The following is a 15,234-nucleotide window of genomic DNA, read 5'->3' on the forward strand; positions in this document are numbered from 1 at the left end:
TGTGCGGCGCCGCAAAAAAAACGGGCAAGCCCCTGGCCTGCCCGTATCGTATTCCAATGAGGGCGCCCAAGACTCAGTCTGAAAGGCGCGCTTCCACCTCTGGCAGAGTGTTTTTCCCGAAATAGATGTCGCCGCCGACAAAGAAGGTCGGGCTGCCAAAGGCGCCGCGTTTGACGGCGGTCTCGGTGGTGGCCATCAGGCGCTGCTTCACGTCATCCTCCTGGGCGCGGGCCATCAGGCGGGGGGCGTCTATGCCGGCAGCGGAGAGATGTGTTGCCACGACATCAGGGTCGCCCATGTTCAACCCTTGCTCCCACATCAGGGGGAAGGTGGCATTGACCAGGTCCATCAGGCCGCCATCGATTGCGGCGGCGGTTGCCATGCGCATCATCAACAGCGTGTTGACCGGGAAGAACGGGTTCATCACGAAGGGGATCTTGTGGCGTGCAATGAAGCGGTCCATCTCCAGCCGCTCATAGGCGAGCTTGTTGGGGATGTTGGCATAAGCCTGCATGGGCGACTGGTTGTTCGTCAGCTTGAAGACACCGCCGAGCAGGACGGGCACATAGTCGAAGCGGGCGCCGGTGCGTGCCTCGATCTGGGGCGCGACCTTGTGGGCGAGATAGGCATTGGCGCTGCCGAAATCGAACTGAAATTCAACGGTCTTCATTACCAGGTCTCCTTGTAGGGGCGCAGGTCCATTTCGAAGGTCCATGCGTCACGTTTCTGCTGGTGCAGATACCAATAGGCATCCGCGATGGAGGCGGGGTCCATCAGGGTATCGGGCGGAAGGTTGCTGACGGCCTCTTCACCGCGTGATGATTTTATCCGCTCCCTGACGAAATCGGTATCCACGCCTGCATCGATGATGAGATGGGCGACGTGGATGTTCTGCGGGCCGAGTTCGCGGGCCATGGCCTGAGCCATCAGGCGCAGGCCGCCCTTGGCGCTGGCAAAGGCGGCATAGCCTATGCCGCCGCGCAGACTGGCGGTGGCGCCCGTGAAGAAGATGGATCCCTTGCCGCGCGCCAGCATCAGCCTGGCGGCTTCGCGCCCCGTCAGGAAGCCGGCCTTGCAGGCCATCTCCCACACCTTGAAGAAGACGCGCTCACTTGTTTCGAGCAGGGGAAAATAGACATTGGCGCCGGGATTGGAGATCACAATTTCCAGCGGCGCGTGGGCATCCGCCTCCTGAAGGAAGGCGGTAATGTCTTCCTCTTTCCGGGCATCCAGGCCGCGGGCGATACATTGGCCGCCGGCCGCCTCGATCTCCGTCTTCAGCTTTTCCAGCTTATCTGCCGTGCGCCGGCCCGCAAAGACGGTGTAGCCCTCAGCCGCAAATTTGCGCGCGATGGCAGACCCTATGAAGTCTCCCGCGCCGATGATGGCGCAGGTGGCGTTCCGCTCAGGTATTTTCTGGTCTGGCATCACAGCCTCCCTCTGTTAACGGATAAGTAAGTCTTGAATTAAGACCAAGTCAATGCTTAAAGTGGGGTATGAAGTGGCAGGATCTTGATCGGGAGAATTGTTCTCTGGCGCGCGCGATGGCGGTGGTCGGAGACCGCTGGACGTTGCTGGTGCTGCGGGAAGCTTTTCTCCGTGTGCGGCGGTTTGATGAGTTCCAGGCGCATCTGGGGATTGCCCGGCGTGTGCTGACCGAGCGGCTGAAGCATCTGGTGGATCACGGCGTTCTGGAGAAGGTGGCCTACAGCCAGACGCCGCTGCGCTATGAATACCGGCTGACGGAGAAGGGGCTTGGCCTCTATCCGGTGATCATCAGCCTCGTGCATTGGGGCGACGCGCACTATGCCGGAAAGAAGGGGCCCCCGCTGCTGCACCGGCACAAGGCCTGTGGGCACGACTTCCACAGCGTGCTGACCTGCTCCGAATGCGGCGAAGCGGTCAGCCCGCGAGATGTGGTGCCCCATCCCGGCCCCGGCGCCCGCAAGGGGGCGTGGGATGGCCGCCTCACTGACTGAACGGCTTGACTAGGCCGCCCGCGTGGCCATGTTGGCAGCCATGACGTTGAACACGGCTCTCCTTTTCATTTCCGCTGCGCGTGCTGCCGCACGCCGCTAGCCCCTGATTTTGCCTGTAACCTGGGCGCGATCAGGGGAGAGACCGGTCTTCACCCTTAAAATCATCAAACCGCTCCGCCCCTGCAGGCCGTGGCGCTTTCACGCATCTGGAATCTAAAATGTCCAAATTCAAACGCCCGCCCGTCTATGTGACGGATGAAGAACTCGAACGCCTGTCAGACCTTGCCCATGCCGTTCAGGGCCGCGAGCCTGCCGCTGATACCCTGATCGAAGAACTGACGCGGGCGCGGATTGCGCCTGGGGAAAACGTACCGCTTGATGTGGTGCGGATGCATGACCGGGTGCGCTTCAATTATGATGGCACCCTCTATGACGATTTCTCGCTGGTGTATCCCAACGAAGCGAACATTGCGGCCAGGCGGATTTCTGTGCTGACGCAGGTGGGGGCGATGCTGATCGGCCTGCGGGCGGGGGATACCATGGCGTGGCGCGGCGTGGACGGGCGCTCGCACGAGTTGGAGGTTCTCAGCGTTATGCGGGAGTAGGCGGCGCTTTTCTGTCTCCCAGGCGACAAAAGCTGGCCTCTGCAAAAATTCTTGCTGATTTGAAATCCGGTTCCCTGCCAGGTGCGTAAAAGCTTCCGTGCCTTTTTGTCTCCTGAGTTGGTCTCGAGATTCACGAAGCTCATCATGGGTTGAATCCGGGATAACAGGGGCTGTGTCATCAAAATCTGTATAGAGAACATTTTCGACCGGCTCCAGGGGCGTTCGCCCCGGAATCAGGCAGCGGGCGTGGTTGCTTCGCCTGGTTTTCGCGCTGTTAACCAAGCTGCTCCAATTGCGGCTGAACTAGCAACCAGGGCTTGCGCAAAACAAACATTTCCGCTTCTTTCTGGTGTGGGGGAAGTGCAAGAGGGCAATTCTGCCGTGGGACCGAGCGAGGAGTATGGTGCAATGCATCGCAGCCCGGCACCAGATGGCGCTTTGCGAGCCGTCTCTCAGAACGATCTTTCAGCGAGTCTTTCCGATCCCGTTCTCGCTGCTCTGCTCCAGAGCAGCCGCGATTGCATCAAGGTTCTCGATATCGAAGGCCGCATCCGCTACATGAACCCGGCAGGGTTGGTGGCGCGCCAGTTGAATGCCGAGATGGATGTGGCGGGCCGGCGCTGGTGGGATCTCTGGCCGGAGGACTCCCATCCAGTCGTGCAGGAAGCTACCGCCAAGGGCGCCCTTGGAGAGACCACAGATTTTCGCGGCTTTTGCCCGACGGCCCGCGGCCGGCCGAAATGGTGGGATGTGCGCGTCTCGCCGATCCAGGACGGTGATGGGGAGGTGACCGGTGTGCTGGTCGTTTCCAAGGACGTGACTGATGCAGTCACCAACCGGAAGATGTATGACACCATCGCCCTCGAAATGCGGCACCGGCTGAAGAACGCCTTTGCCGTGGCAAGCTCCATTGCCAAGATCAGCGCCCGGCAGGCGCCCGAGCATCAGCGTTTCGCCGAGGAACTGGTGGCCCGCTTCTCGTCGCTGGCTGTTGCGCAGGGAAAGCTGGTGGAGGCGTCGAGCGATTTCCCGCTGCGGTCTCTGGTGGCTGACCTTGTGGATGCAGCGGGCGTTTCGGAAGAAACGATTGATGTCTGCGGCATGCCTGATTGCCTGGTCGATGAGGCGCAGATGCGCGTGATCGCCGTGGTGATCGGAGAGCTGACGACGAACTCTCTGAAGTATGGCGCCCTGCGCAACGGGGACCAGATCCGTTGTGAAGGCCGCATTGAGGACGGATGGCTGCACCTTTCCTGGATCGAGCCGCTGGAGAATGTGCCGGACGTTGCGTCCGAAGTGTCTTCTTCCACGAGTACGGGCCTGACAGTCATCCAGCGAATTGTCAGTTCGGCTGGCGGGCAGGTGTCGCGCGTGATGAACGCGGACGGGCTGCGGGTTGATTTCTCGCTGGTTTACCAGCTGGGAGATGAGGCCGCCGATTGAAGGCGTCCCGCACCCCGCATTTTTTCAGAGATACTACCGCCAGAACGGAAACCGCCACCCAACCTTGGTTGGGTGGCGGAACAGGCGCCTCACGTGGGGGGTGGGGGGACGCTGACGCGGCGCCTGTAGTTCCTCCTTGTCCTGATCAGGACCTTCCGGATTACTTGCGGTTGTCGTCCGCCGATTTCTTGATCTTGTCTTCAACCTTGCCGGCGGCGCGTTGGGCATCGCCTTTCAGCTCCTGAAGGCGGCCTTCGGCTTCAAGCTTTTTGTTGCCGGAGACTTTCCCTGCTGCTTCCTTGGCATTGCCGGCAACCTGATTGCCAACGCCTTTAACAGTGTTCTTGTTAGTCATGGCGAGCTCCATTCGATGATCGAATTGTTTGTTTCGTACATCTAAGAAACGCGCCCAGATTGATTCAGTTCCAGGAAGGTTCGAAATAACCCGTGTTGCTCTTCCGGGGTCGTAAGGCAGCGACCGCTTTCATAAAAAAGGGCGCCCGAAGGCGCCCTTTGAGGTGCAGAGATGTTTTCACAGGGATGTGTCAGGTGATGCTACGGCCCCGCAGTGCGCGGGCAACAAAGGTCACCACGAGAAGCGCCAGGAAGACGAAGAACAGAATTTGCGCGATGCTCGCAGCGGCGCCAGCGATGCCACCGAAGCCAAGCAGGGCGGCGATGATTGCGAGGATAAAGAATGTCAGTGCCCAACCAAGCATGGAAGTCTCCTTTGTCAAATGACCACTCTTTCGGTCTGTGAAAAGGGAACGCGCCTGAGCCTCCGAGGTTCCGCTGCTTTATTCATCTTGGCACAGCTGTCAGAGAGGCCACACCCAGAGCAGCATGGGCGTGGCGGCGCAGATCACCACAATTTCCATAGGCAGGCCAAGGCGCCAGTAATCGCCAAAACGGAAGCCCCCCGGCCCCAGAATGAGGGCGTTGTTCTGGTGGCCAATCGGGGTGAGGAAAGCGCAGGACGCGCCCACCGCCACCGCCATGAGATAGGTATCCGGATTAACCTGAAGCTGGGCAGCGGCGCCCAGCGCGATGGGGCACATGACGGCTGCGGTGGCGGCATTGTTCATGAAATCGGAGAGCGTCATCGTAACGATCAGCAGAATGATCATGGTGTAGACCGGGTTGGCGCCGCCTGAGGCCGTGATGAGGCCCTGGGCCAGAAGATCAGCCGCGCCGGTGGTCGACATGGCGCCCGCAACAGGAATGAGCGCGCCAAGCAGCACAATTACCGGCCAGTCGATTGGCTCGTACAGCTTTCGCAGAGGCACGACCTTGAAAACGGCGACTGCCAGGACGCCGGCCGCGAAGGTGATCGCGGCAGGCAGGAGCCCGAAGGCTGCGCCGGCAATGGCAAACACCATGATTGCGGCGGCGAGGAATGCCTTGCGTGTGTTCGGGATTTTCAGCGGCCGCTCGGCGAGGGGCACGCAGCCATAACGGTTTGCAAATTCAAGGATCGCGTCAGGGTTTCCCTGAACCAGTAACACATCTCCGGAGCGGATGGGCGTAGAGTTCAGGCGCGCCATCGACTCCTTGCCGTCCCGCGACAGGGCAATCAGGTTTACACCGAACTCCCGCCGCAGCTCGATAAGCTTGATGGTGAGCCCCAGCAGAAGCGCGTTGGGGCGAACGGCCAGTTCCATCAGGATCACATCGCCAGATTGCAGCCGGCTTTCCTGTTGGGCTTCCTTTTCATCCTTGCTCGAACTTTCCGTGTTTTCTTTCTCTTCCCGCTTTTCTTCCTCGGCCTTCTCGATGGTATCAAGGCTCAAGCCCAGCTTGGAGAGGGCGTCGCCGATGGCCTTGGGATCTGCTTCGATTACCAGAATGTCGCCGCCGCGCACTTCGCGGTAGGGGCTGGGCGCCGATATGCGGCGGTCGTCCCGCAGCAGGCCCACGATCTGGGCATCGGTGGTGTCGAGCTGGTATTCTATGTCGCGCAGCGACTGGCCGATGATGGAAGAATCCTGCCTGATGCGCGCCTCGATTATGTAAGGCGCGGTTTCAAAGCTGGAGAGATCGGCGCGCTCTCGCGCCGGAACAAGCCTCCAGCCGATGGCGATCAGCAGAAGTCCGCCCACTGAAACAGCAAGCCCCACGGGCGCAAAGTCAAACATCGTGAAGGCCGTGCTGCCAGCCTGGCCGCTGAAGCCGGCAACGATCAGGTTTGGCGGCGTTCCGGTAAGGGTGGTCATGCCGCCCAGAATGGAGGCGAAGGAGACCGGCATCAGCACGCGCCCCGGCGCAACGCCCAGACGTCCGGCGGTCTTGATGGCAATGGGCATCAGCAGTGCCAGGGCGCCGACATTGTTCATGAAGGCAGAAAGCCCAGCGGCAAGCGCCGACAGGGCGATAATGGAGACCGTGCTGCCGGAACTGGAGGGCAGGACGCGCGCGGTCAATGTATCGACAACGCCTGTCGTCTGCAGCGCGAAACTCAGAATAAGGACGGATGCGACCGTGATGACCGCAGGATTTCCGAATCCGGAAAAGGCATCGCCGGGCTGCACGAGCCCGGCGAGTATACATGCGATCAACGCGCCGAGGGCGACAAGATCATGCCGCCATCTGCCCCAGATGAAGAGCAGGGCGGTCATGCCCAGAATGGCAAAGATGCCCGCTTGCGGAAGTGTCATTTTGGTTGCGCCCCAGATGTGTCCCGTCAGACCAGACGGGACAGCATGCGATCCACTATTCCAGCGCTCGTGTTCGGGGCGCGGGCCACAGCATAGGCGGCAACGCCTACGCCGAGCAATGTGAGCAGGGGGCGTTTCTCGACCATGTTACCCACCACATTGATGGACATGCCCGTCAATGTGTCGAGCGTATCGTCGCGGATGTACGCTGCTGTGTTCACCGCTGCAGCGGTTACGCCTGCAAATTCTTCTTCCATAGGAACGGCTGGGCGTGTTGCTTTCCACATGGCAAAGGCTGCCCCGATAAGCAGAAGCCCGCCGACAACAGCGCCCGCAATCGCCAGCCCCATATAGGGCGCTAGGGCAACAACTCCGGCCCAAGTGAGGGCGCCGGCACCGGCGAGCCCGATTACGGACCCGCCGGCCATCATAATGGCGCGAAGTTTTAGACTGGCAGCCATGTTTAGCGGCGAGACAGCAGCGCCAGAAGAATGCCTGCGCCAGCTGCGGCGCCAACTGCCATCAGCGGACGTTCACGGATCGTGTCTTCCAGCCGGTGGCGGGCATCGACAGCTCTTTCGGCAACCGTTTCGGCGCCATGCTGTGCCTTGACGACCTTTTCGCCAACGGCGCGGCCAAGATGCTCCGTGAAATGATTCGCCGAGGATTTAACCGCAGATACAAATGTCTCCGCAGCCTCCTGGGCAGTATGAAGATCGTTACGGGCGGCTGCGGCCGCAGCAACTGCTTTCTTGTCGTGACCGTTGGCGCGGCTGCGCGACCGGCGGCTTGAAGTTTGGGGGGTGGCCATCGCTTTCTCCTTTCAGTGTCCTTCAACGGATCAACGAAGGAGAAAGCGGTTGGTTCCAAGGGGCCGTCAGTTTTGCGGTTCGGGCTGAGTGTGGAAGAAGAGGGCCTGGCTGATGGCCGCCTTCACCGTATCGTCCTGGAACGGCTTGGTGATGAGATAGGTCGGCTCCGGCCGTTCGCCGGTCAGAAGCCGCTCCGGGAAGGCTGTGATGAAGATGACCGGCAGGTCGAAATCGGTCAGAATATCCTGCACGGCATCGATGCCGGAAGAATTATCCGCCAACTGAACATCACAGAGGATGAGGCCAGGTTTCACGCGGCGGGCAAGATCCACGGCTTGTTTGCGAGTGGCGGCGTTGCCGGCAAAGGTGTGTCCCAGATCCTCGACGAGGTTGGCAAGATCGGCAGCGATGATCGGTTCGTCCTCGATGATCAGAACGGAGGTGGACAATTGCTGCTCGATCTCCTGGTGGGCGGCATCGATAAGCTGTTCCAGCTCTGTCGCGTTCTTGTCGAGAATCTCACAGGCTTCCGGCCGGCTGAAGCCTTCCAGAGTGGTCAGAAGGAAGGCTTGCCGCTGGATCGGGGCCAACTTTCGCAGGCGGGCTTCCGGCGTGGAGCCGGCCGGCTTGCCCCCCGTTTCCAGCCTGGCGCCGGTGGTTGACCAGATCGCGTGGAAAAAGCGATACAGCGTCACGCGGGGAGACGAAGCCTCCTCCATCATGCCGGGGTCTTCGCTCAGGGCTTCCAGGCAGGCCCGGATATACGCATCACCACTCTCCTGAGCCCCTGTCAGGGCCCGCGCGTAGCGGCGGAGAAAAGGAAGATGGGGGCCGTATTGGGCGATCAGACTCATAATGGAACCTCTATGCTATCTGAGCGTTACAACGCACGGGACGCAGAATGGTTTCATATGCTGAAGAATTAATTCGCTAAGTACAGTGTGCCATGGAACCTATCCATGGTCGAGGCGTTTATGGCACGAATATGACCACTTGGCCCTTTTTGGCTTATCGGTCCGCGAGTGAATGGAATTTAAGGCTTGAAGATGAGTGAGTCCGGAAAAATAAACAATAAAGACCCCGACGGGCGGCGCGGTCAGCGCCGTCTTGGCAACCGCGCTATCGGTGAGCGTCTCCGAGAGATGTACGATGGGGTGGTGGGTGAGTCTGTTCCGGATGACTTCTTCAAACTGCTTGAGCAGGCCGAGGCGAAAGCCAAGGCGGGCGCCAAATCGCGACCCGATGGTGATGCATGACCGCCACCCAGGCACTGTCCCTTTCGGACTTCAAGGCGGCCCTCATGGAGGTGACGCCTCATCTGCGCGCTTTTGCGCGCAGCCTTTGCGGCGATCCGGTTCAAGCCGATGATCTTGTGCAGGATGCGCTGCTCAAGGCTTGGAATGCCCGGGAGAGCTATACCGAAAACACCAGTTTCAAGGCCTGGACGTTCACCATTCTGCGCAACTCCTTCTATTCGGAGAAGCGGCGCAGCTGGCGCTCGACAGGGCTGGAGCCCGGTGTGGCCGAGGCGACCCTGATAGCCTCCGACAATCCCGACAAGGGGCTTGAGCTGGTTGCCCTGCGGAACGCGCTCGAACATCTGCCCCAGGATCAGCGCGAAGCGATCATTCTGATCGGTGCGGGCGGAATGGCGTATGAGGAAGCAGCGGAAATCGTCGGGTGCGCGGTCGGAACGATCAAGAGCCGGGTCAGCCGGGCCCGGAAGGCCCTTGCCGAGCTGTTGAACGCAGATGACGGTGGGCCGGCCGGTGCCAGCGGCTCCAACGTCACTTCCGGTGAGGCGGCTTTCAACGATATCATGGACCAGGTTGACGTACTGAGCCGGCAGAACGGATGACGCAAGCGGGTGGGGACGGACGTGCCAAGCGGAAACGCCTGAGCCTCCGGCTACAGGTTATTTCCGCCATGGCTGTCGTTCTCAGCCCCCTGCTGATCATGGGCGCGATGAACGCCTGGAGCGAACAGCAATTTTCTCAGAGAATCCGGTTTCACGAGCTTCAGCAGACTGCCCAGGACCGCTTCCGGCAAATAGATACGATACTCGTGCGTACGCGCACGGCCCTGCGTATGATCACCGCAGAAAGTGCCGATTATTCCTGTAGCGAAATCACCCATCGCATGGCCGTTCTGGATCTGCCCCTGCGCAATACGGTTCGGTTTAATGCGGAGGGTATTGTCACCTGCAGTGAGGTCGGGGAAGGCGTGGTCGGTACGCCAATGTCGCAGCTGGAATGGAATGACCGGATGCGCAAGGGCGTCGAGGCCATTGAGGTCAGCGGTCAGCGCAGCAGGGTATTGGGCGATCCCGCCATCTTCATGTTGCGCCGGCTGAACGATCCGCAGGGAAATTTCGCGGGCTCCATCGGCCTCAGCATGTCGCTCGTGGATATTGCCGCGCGGTTGGCCGAGGCGACCGAATCGAGCTCGGCAACCACCGCTCTGGTTGTTCCAGGCGGTGAGGTGATCGGCTCGAATATCGTGGCCGGCGTGCCGATGGAATGGATCAGCGAAGGCGCCAGTCTTAACAGGCGGACATATCGTCTGACCCCGGATCAGGGCCCGCCGTTGGATATCGTGCTGCTGCCGCTGAGAACGGAAGGGCTTTGGCTGATGGTGGGGGCGCCCTCGCCGCCGCAGCGCGTGGAGGGCATTCTTGCTTTCCTCGTCCCAATCCTTGCCTATCTGGCTGCGCTTCTCGCTGCCAGCTGGATTGCTGACGCCATGGTGCTGCGTTGGCTGGAGCGTATCCGCATTCGCATCCAGGATATGCGCAGTTCGGCGCGCTACATGCCGCTTACGCCGGAGCTTTCCCGCGCGCCGCTGGAAATGCAACAGGTGGCCGAAGCCTTTGATGACCTCACCAGCCGCATAACCACGCATGAGTCGGATATGCAGCGCGCACTCCTGCAGATGAAAGCAGCCTTCCGGGAGGTGCATCACAGGGTGAAGAATAACCTTCAGGTCATGCTCAGTATGCTGAAACTTCAGGGGCGCGGTGAGCCGTTGCCGGAAACGCAGGCGGCCCTCAAGGTTGCGGCGCACCGGGTGGCCATGATGGCGGCGGTTCACCACACTCTGCTGAATGAAGGTAATCTGGATACGGTTGAGGCGCTGCATCTGTTTAATGCCATCTGCAACCAGGTAGACGAACAGAAGGGCTGGGTTGAAGGTGGCCGCAGCATCATTCCGGATGTTTCCCCCGGTCCGCTGCCAGCAGATTTGGCCGTGCCCCTGGGCATGTTCGTGCTGGAGGCAGTCGGGCTTCTATGTCCCAACGACGATGAGGCCGATGTCGTTTTGCATTTTGACCGGGACAACGGCAATTGCAGGCTGAAGCTCACTTGCGGCCGTGATGGTACAGGGGGCAATGGCGAGATCGACCGTGACACCAGCCTTTTCCTGTCGGCATTTGCCCGTCAGATTGGGGGCAGCGTGTCCGTGGATAACGGGGCTGAAACAGAGATCACTATTGAACTGGCATTTTCCGTCAGCCAGATGGTGCCCACCGAACGGCCGGCCTGAGCAGGTATTCTTTTTCGGGCAACTGAAAAGGCGCGCCCCTTGCGAGGCGCGCCCTGCGGATCAACGGGAGGGGTCATTTGGTCCGCTTATTCCGAAATTTCTTCCTGTGTGGCGCGCGCCGTGTCTTCGATGGCTTCACCACCTGCCTGCACGTCTTCGCCAACGCCTCTGACCGTATTGCAGGCCGCCAGGAAAACAGTGGCCAGAGCGAGAAGGGGGATACTCATCGACTTTTTCATTTTGCATTCCTTTATGAGCTGCAGATGTATCAAAAACGCATGGCCGCGCGGTGGGTTCCCGGTTCCTCAGGTATTATTTCTGACTGATCCGGAACCGGAACAATCCAAATATCCATGCGTTGGGTATCCGGGAGACCTGACAGATGAAACTCGGCATTGTCGTTAACGAAAAATCCGGCTCTGTTCCGGAAGATGGCCGCGAGCAGCTCGCGGCTTTCCTTGTGGAAGAGGGCCACGAGCCTGTTCTGCCGGTTGATGTCGGCGCACGCCTCGAAGATCAGGTTGCCGGTCTGGTGGCGGCTGGTTGTGAGGCCATCGCGGTGTGGGGCGGCGATGGCACGATCTGCGCCGTGCTCCAGTCTGCCAATGGGAGTGTGCCTGTTCTGGTTTTGCCGGGCGGCACAATGAACCTTCTGCCCAAGCGGCTTCACAATGGTGAACTCGATTGGAAGAAAATTGTTCAGGCCGTGTTGGCCAGTCCGCGCCCCAGCTGGATATCTGCCGGGGAGGTGGGTGGTCAGCGCTTTTATGTGGCAGCGCTGTTTGGTCAGTTGACGCATATTGGCGCTTCGCGCGAAGCAGTGAGGGAAGGGGCCATCCTTGAGGCCGTCAGTATTCTGACGGATCGGGATGCGCTGGATATTGAGAGCAATATCCAGGTGGAAGTGGACCAGCCCGATACAGTGAGAGAATGCCCGGCCACGGCGGTGGCTGTCATTCCGGCCGAACAGGACGGCCTCGAGATCGCGGTCATCGCGCCGGACAATCATCTCGATCTCGCGGCATCTGCCATGGACGCTTTGGCGCGCGGCTGGCGCGAAAGTGCGCATTTCCATGCCGAAGGCGCGATGGCCATACGGATGCGGCACACGGAGGGAAAAGCGATCCCCGCAACGATCGATGGTGAGCCCTGTGAACCAGGAGAGGCCCTGGCGATTTCCTATATCCCGAAGGCAGCCTGTGTTCTGGTGGCTGGAGGTGAGGCATGAAGATCGCCCACTTTGCGGACCTGCATTTCGGCCGCGAAGACAAAGAAGCCCTGAGCGTAGCCGGTGATCTGGTCCGGGAGCTGGATGTCAATGCGATTGTTGTTTCGGGTGATCTGACCCAGCGCGGCAAGCGGGAAGAGTTTGAGGCGGCGCAGGAATGGCTTTCCGGCTTTCGCGCACCTATCCTGTGTGTGCCGGGAAACCATGATACGCCTCTGCTTAACCTGCCCGCGCGCGCCTCGGATGCGTTTGGCCGGTATGACCGGTATTTCAGCGGCCGCGCAGGCCCGCTGGCGATTGAGGGTGTATCCATCCGGGGGCTGAATACATCTCGCGGATGGCAAACCCGTATGAACTGGGCCGAAGGGCGCGTCAATCTGGACGATCTGGACGCCGTGATTGCTCATTCCGGCGCGGAGGGGCTGCATATGATTGCCTGCCACCATCCCTTTGTATCTCCCGCCAAAGCCGGGCTTCAGACTGCAACCAAGCGCGGTGAGGAGGCGAGCCGGCGGCTTGCGGCAAGCCCGGTGCAGATATTGCTGACGGGCCATGTGCATACGCCGCATGCAGAGCTGATCCGGGAGGGTGAGGGCGCATATCTCGCTATCACCGCCGGCACATTGTCCACCCGGCTTCGGACGCAGCCGCCTGCCTTCAACATATTGGAAGTGCGGGACGATATCCTGACGCTGAATGTGCAGACCTTTCAGGATGGCCGCTTCCGCGAAGGAACGCATGGGAGCTGGGATGTCAATACGCTGGAACCGATCAGTACACCGCGCGTTGTTGCCATATAATCTTGGAAGGAGCGGAACAATGCGTAAAGCAGCACTTGGTATGAGCGTTGCCCTGTTTGCCGGCGTTGCCCTGGCCGCCTGCGGAAATGAGCCTGAACCCATCGGCCCGATTGAGCCGGCCTTTGACCGGACGACCGAGTCCACTGACACCGATGCGGCTGATCCTGCGGTTCCGGATACAACGTTTCCCGAAACCGAGGCTGTGCCGCCCGTCGGGTCTCAGCCGGGGGAAATCCCGGAAGTCATGGAACCGGAACCGACCCCCGGCATTCCTGGCGGCGACACGACGACGGGAACCGTGGACCCGGCTGTTCCGGCCGAAGAACCTACTGACGAGTACGGCACGCCACAGTAAGGGGAGTCAGGCTTCAACAGCCGGCTTTTGTGAGGGTGCCGGGCGCGGGAAGCTCGCTTCCCGCGCCTTTCCCTTTGAAGCGGGCTTTCCCTAAGGGGAACGTGGCAGATTTGGTCTTCGGTTTTGATTTTGTCTGGCTTAGCGTGCGCCAACAAGACACCAAACCGAGGAAACGAACCAGATGTCCCAGACTTTCACGATGACGATCAACAGCCAGGCGGTTTCGGGCAGCGAGACCTTTGGCGTTGAGAACCCGGCCACAGGCGCAGTCTTTGCCCAGGCCCCTGACTGTACGGAAGCGCAGCTTGATGAAGCGGTAGCGGCTGCGCGCGCGGCGCTGCCGGGCTGGAGGGCAACGCCCATCGGGAAACGCCGCGAGGCGCTGCAGGCGATTGCTGGCGTCATTGCGCAGAATGGCGAGGAGCTTGCGCGCCTGCTGACGCAGGAACAGGGCAAGCCGCATCCTGACGCCATGGGCGACGTCCTGGGCGGGGCGCACTGGCTGATGGAAACGGCGAAGCTGGATATTCCGGAGCATGTGTCTGAGGATTCGCCGGAGCGTCTGGCGGTGACCCGATATGGGCCGATTGGCGTGGTGGCGGCGATTGTGCCGTGGAACTTTCCGATCATCCTGATGATGTTCAAGCTGGCCCCGGCCCTGCTGGCGGGGAACACCGTGGTCGTGAAGCCGGCACCGACAACGCCGCTGACGACGCTGAAGATCGGCGAGCTGATCCGGGGCATTCTGCCGCCCGGCGTGGTCAACGTGATCTCCGGTTCCGACCGCCTTGGACCATGGCTGACGGCGCATAAGGACATCGACAAGGTGAGCTTCACCGGATCGACCGAGACCGGCAAGAAGGTGATGGCCAGCGCGGCGAAAGACCTGAAGAAGGTGACGCTGGAACTGGGCGGCAATGACGCGGCGATCGTGATGCCGGACGTGGATGTGGAGAAGGTGGCCGAGCAGCTGTTCTGGGCGGCCTTCCGCAATGCCGGGCAGATCTGCATCGCCACCAAGCGGATGTATATCCACAAGGACGTATACGAACCACTGAAGGCAGCGATTGTCGAGCATGCCAAAACCGTGAAAGTCGGTGATGGCTCGGAGCAGGGCACGCAGATTGGGCCGGTGCAGAACAAGGCGCAGTATGAGCGGGTGCTGGAGCTGATCCAGGATGCCAAGGACCAGGGCTACAAATTCCTGATCGGCGGCAATGCCTCGACTGCGCCGGGATATTTCGTGCCGGTGACAATCCTGGATAACCCGCCGGAAAATGCGCGGATCGTGCAGGAAGAACAGTTCGGGCCGGTGCTGCCGCTGATGTCGTTTGACAACATTGATGAAGTGGTCGGGCGCGCAAATGCGACGGTTTATGGCCTCGGCGCCTCGATCTGGACCAAGGATCTTGACCGGGCGCAGGCACTGGCCTCGCAGCTTCAGGCCGGCACGGTCTGGATCAATGAGAGCCAGCATCTTTCCCCGCACGCGGCCTTTGGCGGGCACAAACAGTCGGGCGTCGGCGTCGAAGGCGGGCAGGAGGGGCTGCTGGAATTCTGCCAGGCGCAGACGGTTTTCATGCGCCGGGCCTGATGCGCGCCATTGAGTGAACTATGAAACCCCTCCGGCAACGGAGGGGTTTTTGTTTGGGTGCAGCAGTGAGGGCCGGAACGCGCCTTTTTGAGGCGGCCGGTTTTGGGGAAAGGGCGGAGAGAAGGCCCCGGATAATCGCTTCGCGATTTCCGGGATGACTCGGATTTTTAGCTAGGAGGTGTCGGGGTGTGGGGCTCCCCCCTCCGCCCCTGCGGGGCACC

Annotated in this window: 19 protein-coding genes; 10 read left to right on the forward strand and 9 right to left on the reverse strand. The window is 60.6% G+C overall.

Going from position 1 to position 15,234, the window contains the following annotated elements:
- Positions 1-73: 73 nt before the first annotated feature.
- Both ACQKI2_RS09785 and ACQKI2_RS09790 read right to left on the reverse strand, forming a co-directional pair.
- The gene (locus ACQKI2_RS09785) at positions 74-670 is read right to left on the reverse strand and encodes a 2-hydroxychromene-2-carboxylate isomerase (RefSeq protein ID WP_427379507.1); all 597 of its coding nucleotides are present in this window, start codon (positions 668-670) and stop codon (positions 74-76) included.
- The gene (locus ACQKI2_RS09790) at positions 670-1,413 is read right to left on the reverse strand and encodes an SDR family NAD(P)-dependent oxidoreductase (RefSeq protein WP_427379534.1); all 744 of its coding nucleotides are present in this window, start codon (positions 1,411-1,413) and stop codon (positions 670-672) included. Before ACQKI2_RS09790 ends, ACQKI2_RS09785 begins: the two co-directional genes overlap by 1 nt.
- A gap of 83 nt (positions 1,414-1,496) precedes the next feature.
- On the opposite strand from ACQKI2_RS09790, the gene ACQKI2_RS09795 reads away from it, so the two are divergent.
- The 3 genes from ACQKI2_RS09795 to ACQKI2_RS09805 all read left to right on the forward strand — a co-directional run bounded on the left by ACQKI2_RS09795 (position 1,497) and on the right by ACQKI2_RS09805 (position 4,027).
- The gene (locus tag ACQKI2_RS09795; protein WP_427379508.1) at positions 1,497-1,979 is read left to right on the forward strand and encodes a winged helix-turn-helix transcriptional regulator; all 483 of its coding nucleotides are present in this window, start codon (positions 1,497-1,499) and stop codon (positions 1,977-1,979) included.
- A 218-nt stretch (positions 1,980-2,197) separates the two neighbouring features.
- On the forward strand, positions 2,198-2,584 hold the full coding sequence (rnk, locus tag ACQKI2_RS09800) for a nucleoside diphosphate kinase regulator (protein ID WP_427379509.1): 387 nt from the start codon (positions 2,198-2,200) through the stop codon (positions 2,582-2,584).
- Positions 2,585-2,992: 408 nt separating this feature from the next.
- Positions 2,993-4,027: a sensor histidine kinase gene (locus ACQKI2_RS09805; RefSeq protein ID WP_427379510.1), complete on the forward strand. Its 1,035-nt coding sequence runs from the start codon at positions 2,993-2,995 to the stop codon at positions 4,025-4,027.
- A gap of 160 nt (positions 4,028-4,187) precedes the next feature.
- Here ACQKI2_RS09805 and ACQKI2_RS09810 read toward each other — a convergent pair whose 3' ends face one another.
- From ACQKI2_RS09810 to ACQKI2_RS09835, 6 genes are all read right to left on the reverse strand, one after another.
- Positions 4,188-4,382, reverse strand: a complete 195-nt coding sequence (locus ACQKI2_RS09810) for a CsbD family protein (protein WP_427379511.1) — start codon at positions 4,380-4,382, stop codon at positions 4,188-4,190.
- A 190-nt stretch (positions 4,383-4,572) separates the two neighbouring features.
- Positions 4,573-4,746 carry a DUF1328 domain-containing protein gene (locus ACQKI2_RS09815; protein WP_035596789.1) on the reverse strand — a complete coding sequence of 58 codons (174 nt, stop codon included), beginning with the start codon at positions 4,744-4,746 and terminating at the stop codon, positions 4,573-4,575.
- A gap of 99 nt (positions 4,747-4,845) precedes the next feature.
- Positions 4,846-6,681, reverse strand: coding sequence for an SLC13 family permease (locus ACQKI2_RS09820; RefSeq protein WP_427379512.1), 1,836 nt, complete (start codon positions 6,679-6,681; stop codon positions 4,846-4,848).
- Between the two features lie 26 nt (positions 6,682-6,707).
- Complete coding sequence (locus tag ACQKI2_RS09825) at positions 6,708-7,142, reverse strand: hypothetical protein (RefSeq protein ID WP_427379513.1); 435 nt, start codon at positions 7,140-7,142, stop codon at positions 6,708-6,710.
- Positions 7,143-7,144: 2 nt separating this feature from the next.
- On the reverse strand, positions 7,145-7,492 hold the full coding sequence (locus tag ACQKI2_RS09830) for a hypothetical protein (RefSeq protein ID WP_427379514.1): 348 nt from the start codon (positions 7,490-7,492) through the stop codon (positions 7,145-7,147).
- A 66-nt stretch (positions 7,493-7,558) separates the two neighbouring features.
- Positions 7,559-8,347 (reverse strand): response regulator, encoded by a 789-nt coding sequence (locus tag ACQKI2_RS09835; RefSeq protein WP_427379515.1) that lies wholly within the window; start codon positions 8,345-8,347, stop codon positions 7,559-7,561.
- A gap of 192 nt (positions 8,348-8,539) precedes the next feature.
- Here ACQKI2_RS09835 and ACQKI2_RS09840 point away from each other — a divergent pair, with 192 nt between their 5' ends.
- The 3 genes from ACQKI2_RS09840 to ACQKI2_RS09850 all read left to right on the forward strand — a co-directional run bounded on the left by ACQKI2_RS09840 (position 8,540) and on the right by ACQKI2_RS09850 (position 11,036).
- Positions 8,540-8,749 (forward strand): NepR family anti-sigma factor, encoded by a 210-nt coding sequence (locus ACQKI2_RS09840; protein ID WP_427379535.1) that lies wholly within the window; start codon positions 8,540-8,542, stop codon positions 8,747-8,749.
- A complete protein-coding gene (locus tag ACQKI2_RS09845; RefSeq protein ID WP_427379516.1) occupies positions 8,746-9,351 on the forward strand; it encodes a sigma-70 family RNA polymerase sigma factor in 606 nt (201 codons plus the stop codon). Before ACQKI2_RS09840 ends, ACQKI2_RS09845 begins: the two co-directional genes overlap by 4 nt.
- Positions 9,352-9,419: 68 nt before the next feature.
- The gene (locus tag ACQKI2_RS09850) at positions 9,420-11,036 is read left to right on the forward strand and encodes a sensor histidine kinase (RefSeq protein ID WP_427379517.1); all 1,617 of its coding nucleotides are present in this window, start codon (positions 9,420-9,422) and stop codon (positions 11,034-11,036) included.
- A gap of 86 nt (positions 11,037-11,122) precedes the next feature.
- Here ACQKI2_RS09850 and ACQKI2_RS09855 read toward each other — a convergent pair whose 3' ends face one another.
- Complete coding sequence (locus tag ACQKI2_RS09855) at positions 11,123-11,263, reverse strand: entericidin A/B family lipoprotein (RefSeq protein ID WP_427379518.1); 141 nt, start codon at positions 11,261-11,263, stop codon at positions 11,123-11,125.
- A 155-nt stretch (positions 11,264-11,418) separates the two neighbouring features.
- On the opposite strand from ACQKI2_RS09855, the gene ACQKI2_RS09860 reads away from it, so the two are divergent.
- The 4 genes from ACQKI2_RS09860 (at position 11,419) to ACQKI2_RS09875 (ending at position 15,013) form a co-directional block, all read left to right on the forward strand.
- Entirely contained in the window at positions 11,419-12,264 is an 846-nt protein-coding gene (locus tag ACQKI2_RS09860) for a diacylglycerol/lipid kinase family protein (protein ID WP_427379519.1), read from the forward strand.
- On the forward strand, positions 12,261-13,064 hold the full coding sequence (locus ACQKI2_RS09865; RefSeq protein ID WP_427379520.1) for a metallophosphoesterase family protein: 804 nt from the start codon (positions 12,261-12,263) through the stop codon (positions 13,062-13,064). Before ACQKI2_RS09860 ends, ACQKI2_RS09865 begins: the two co-directional genes overlap by 4 nt.
- Positions 13,065-13,083: 19 nt before the next feature.
- Positions 13,084-13,419, forward strand: coding sequence for a hypothetical protein (locus ACQKI2_RS09870; protein ID WP_427379521.1), 336 nt, complete (start codon positions 13,084-13,086; stop codon positions 13,417-13,419).
- Between the two features lie 181 nt (positions 13,420-13,600).
- The gene (locus ACQKI2_RS09875; protein WP_427379522.1) at positions 13,601-15,013 is read left to right on the forward strand and encodes an aldehyde dehydrogenase family protein; all 1,413 of its coding nucleotides are present in this window, start codon (positions 13,601-13,603) and stop codon (positions 15,011-15,013) included.
- The last annotated feature ends 221 nt before the right edge of the window (positions 15,014-15,234 follow it).

It is taken from the genome of Hyphomonas sp. NPDC076881 (assembly GCF_050269995.1).
Taxonomy (GTDB): domain Bacteria; phylum Pseudomonadota; class Alphaproteobacteria; order Caulobacterales; family Hyphomonadaceae; genus Hyphomonas.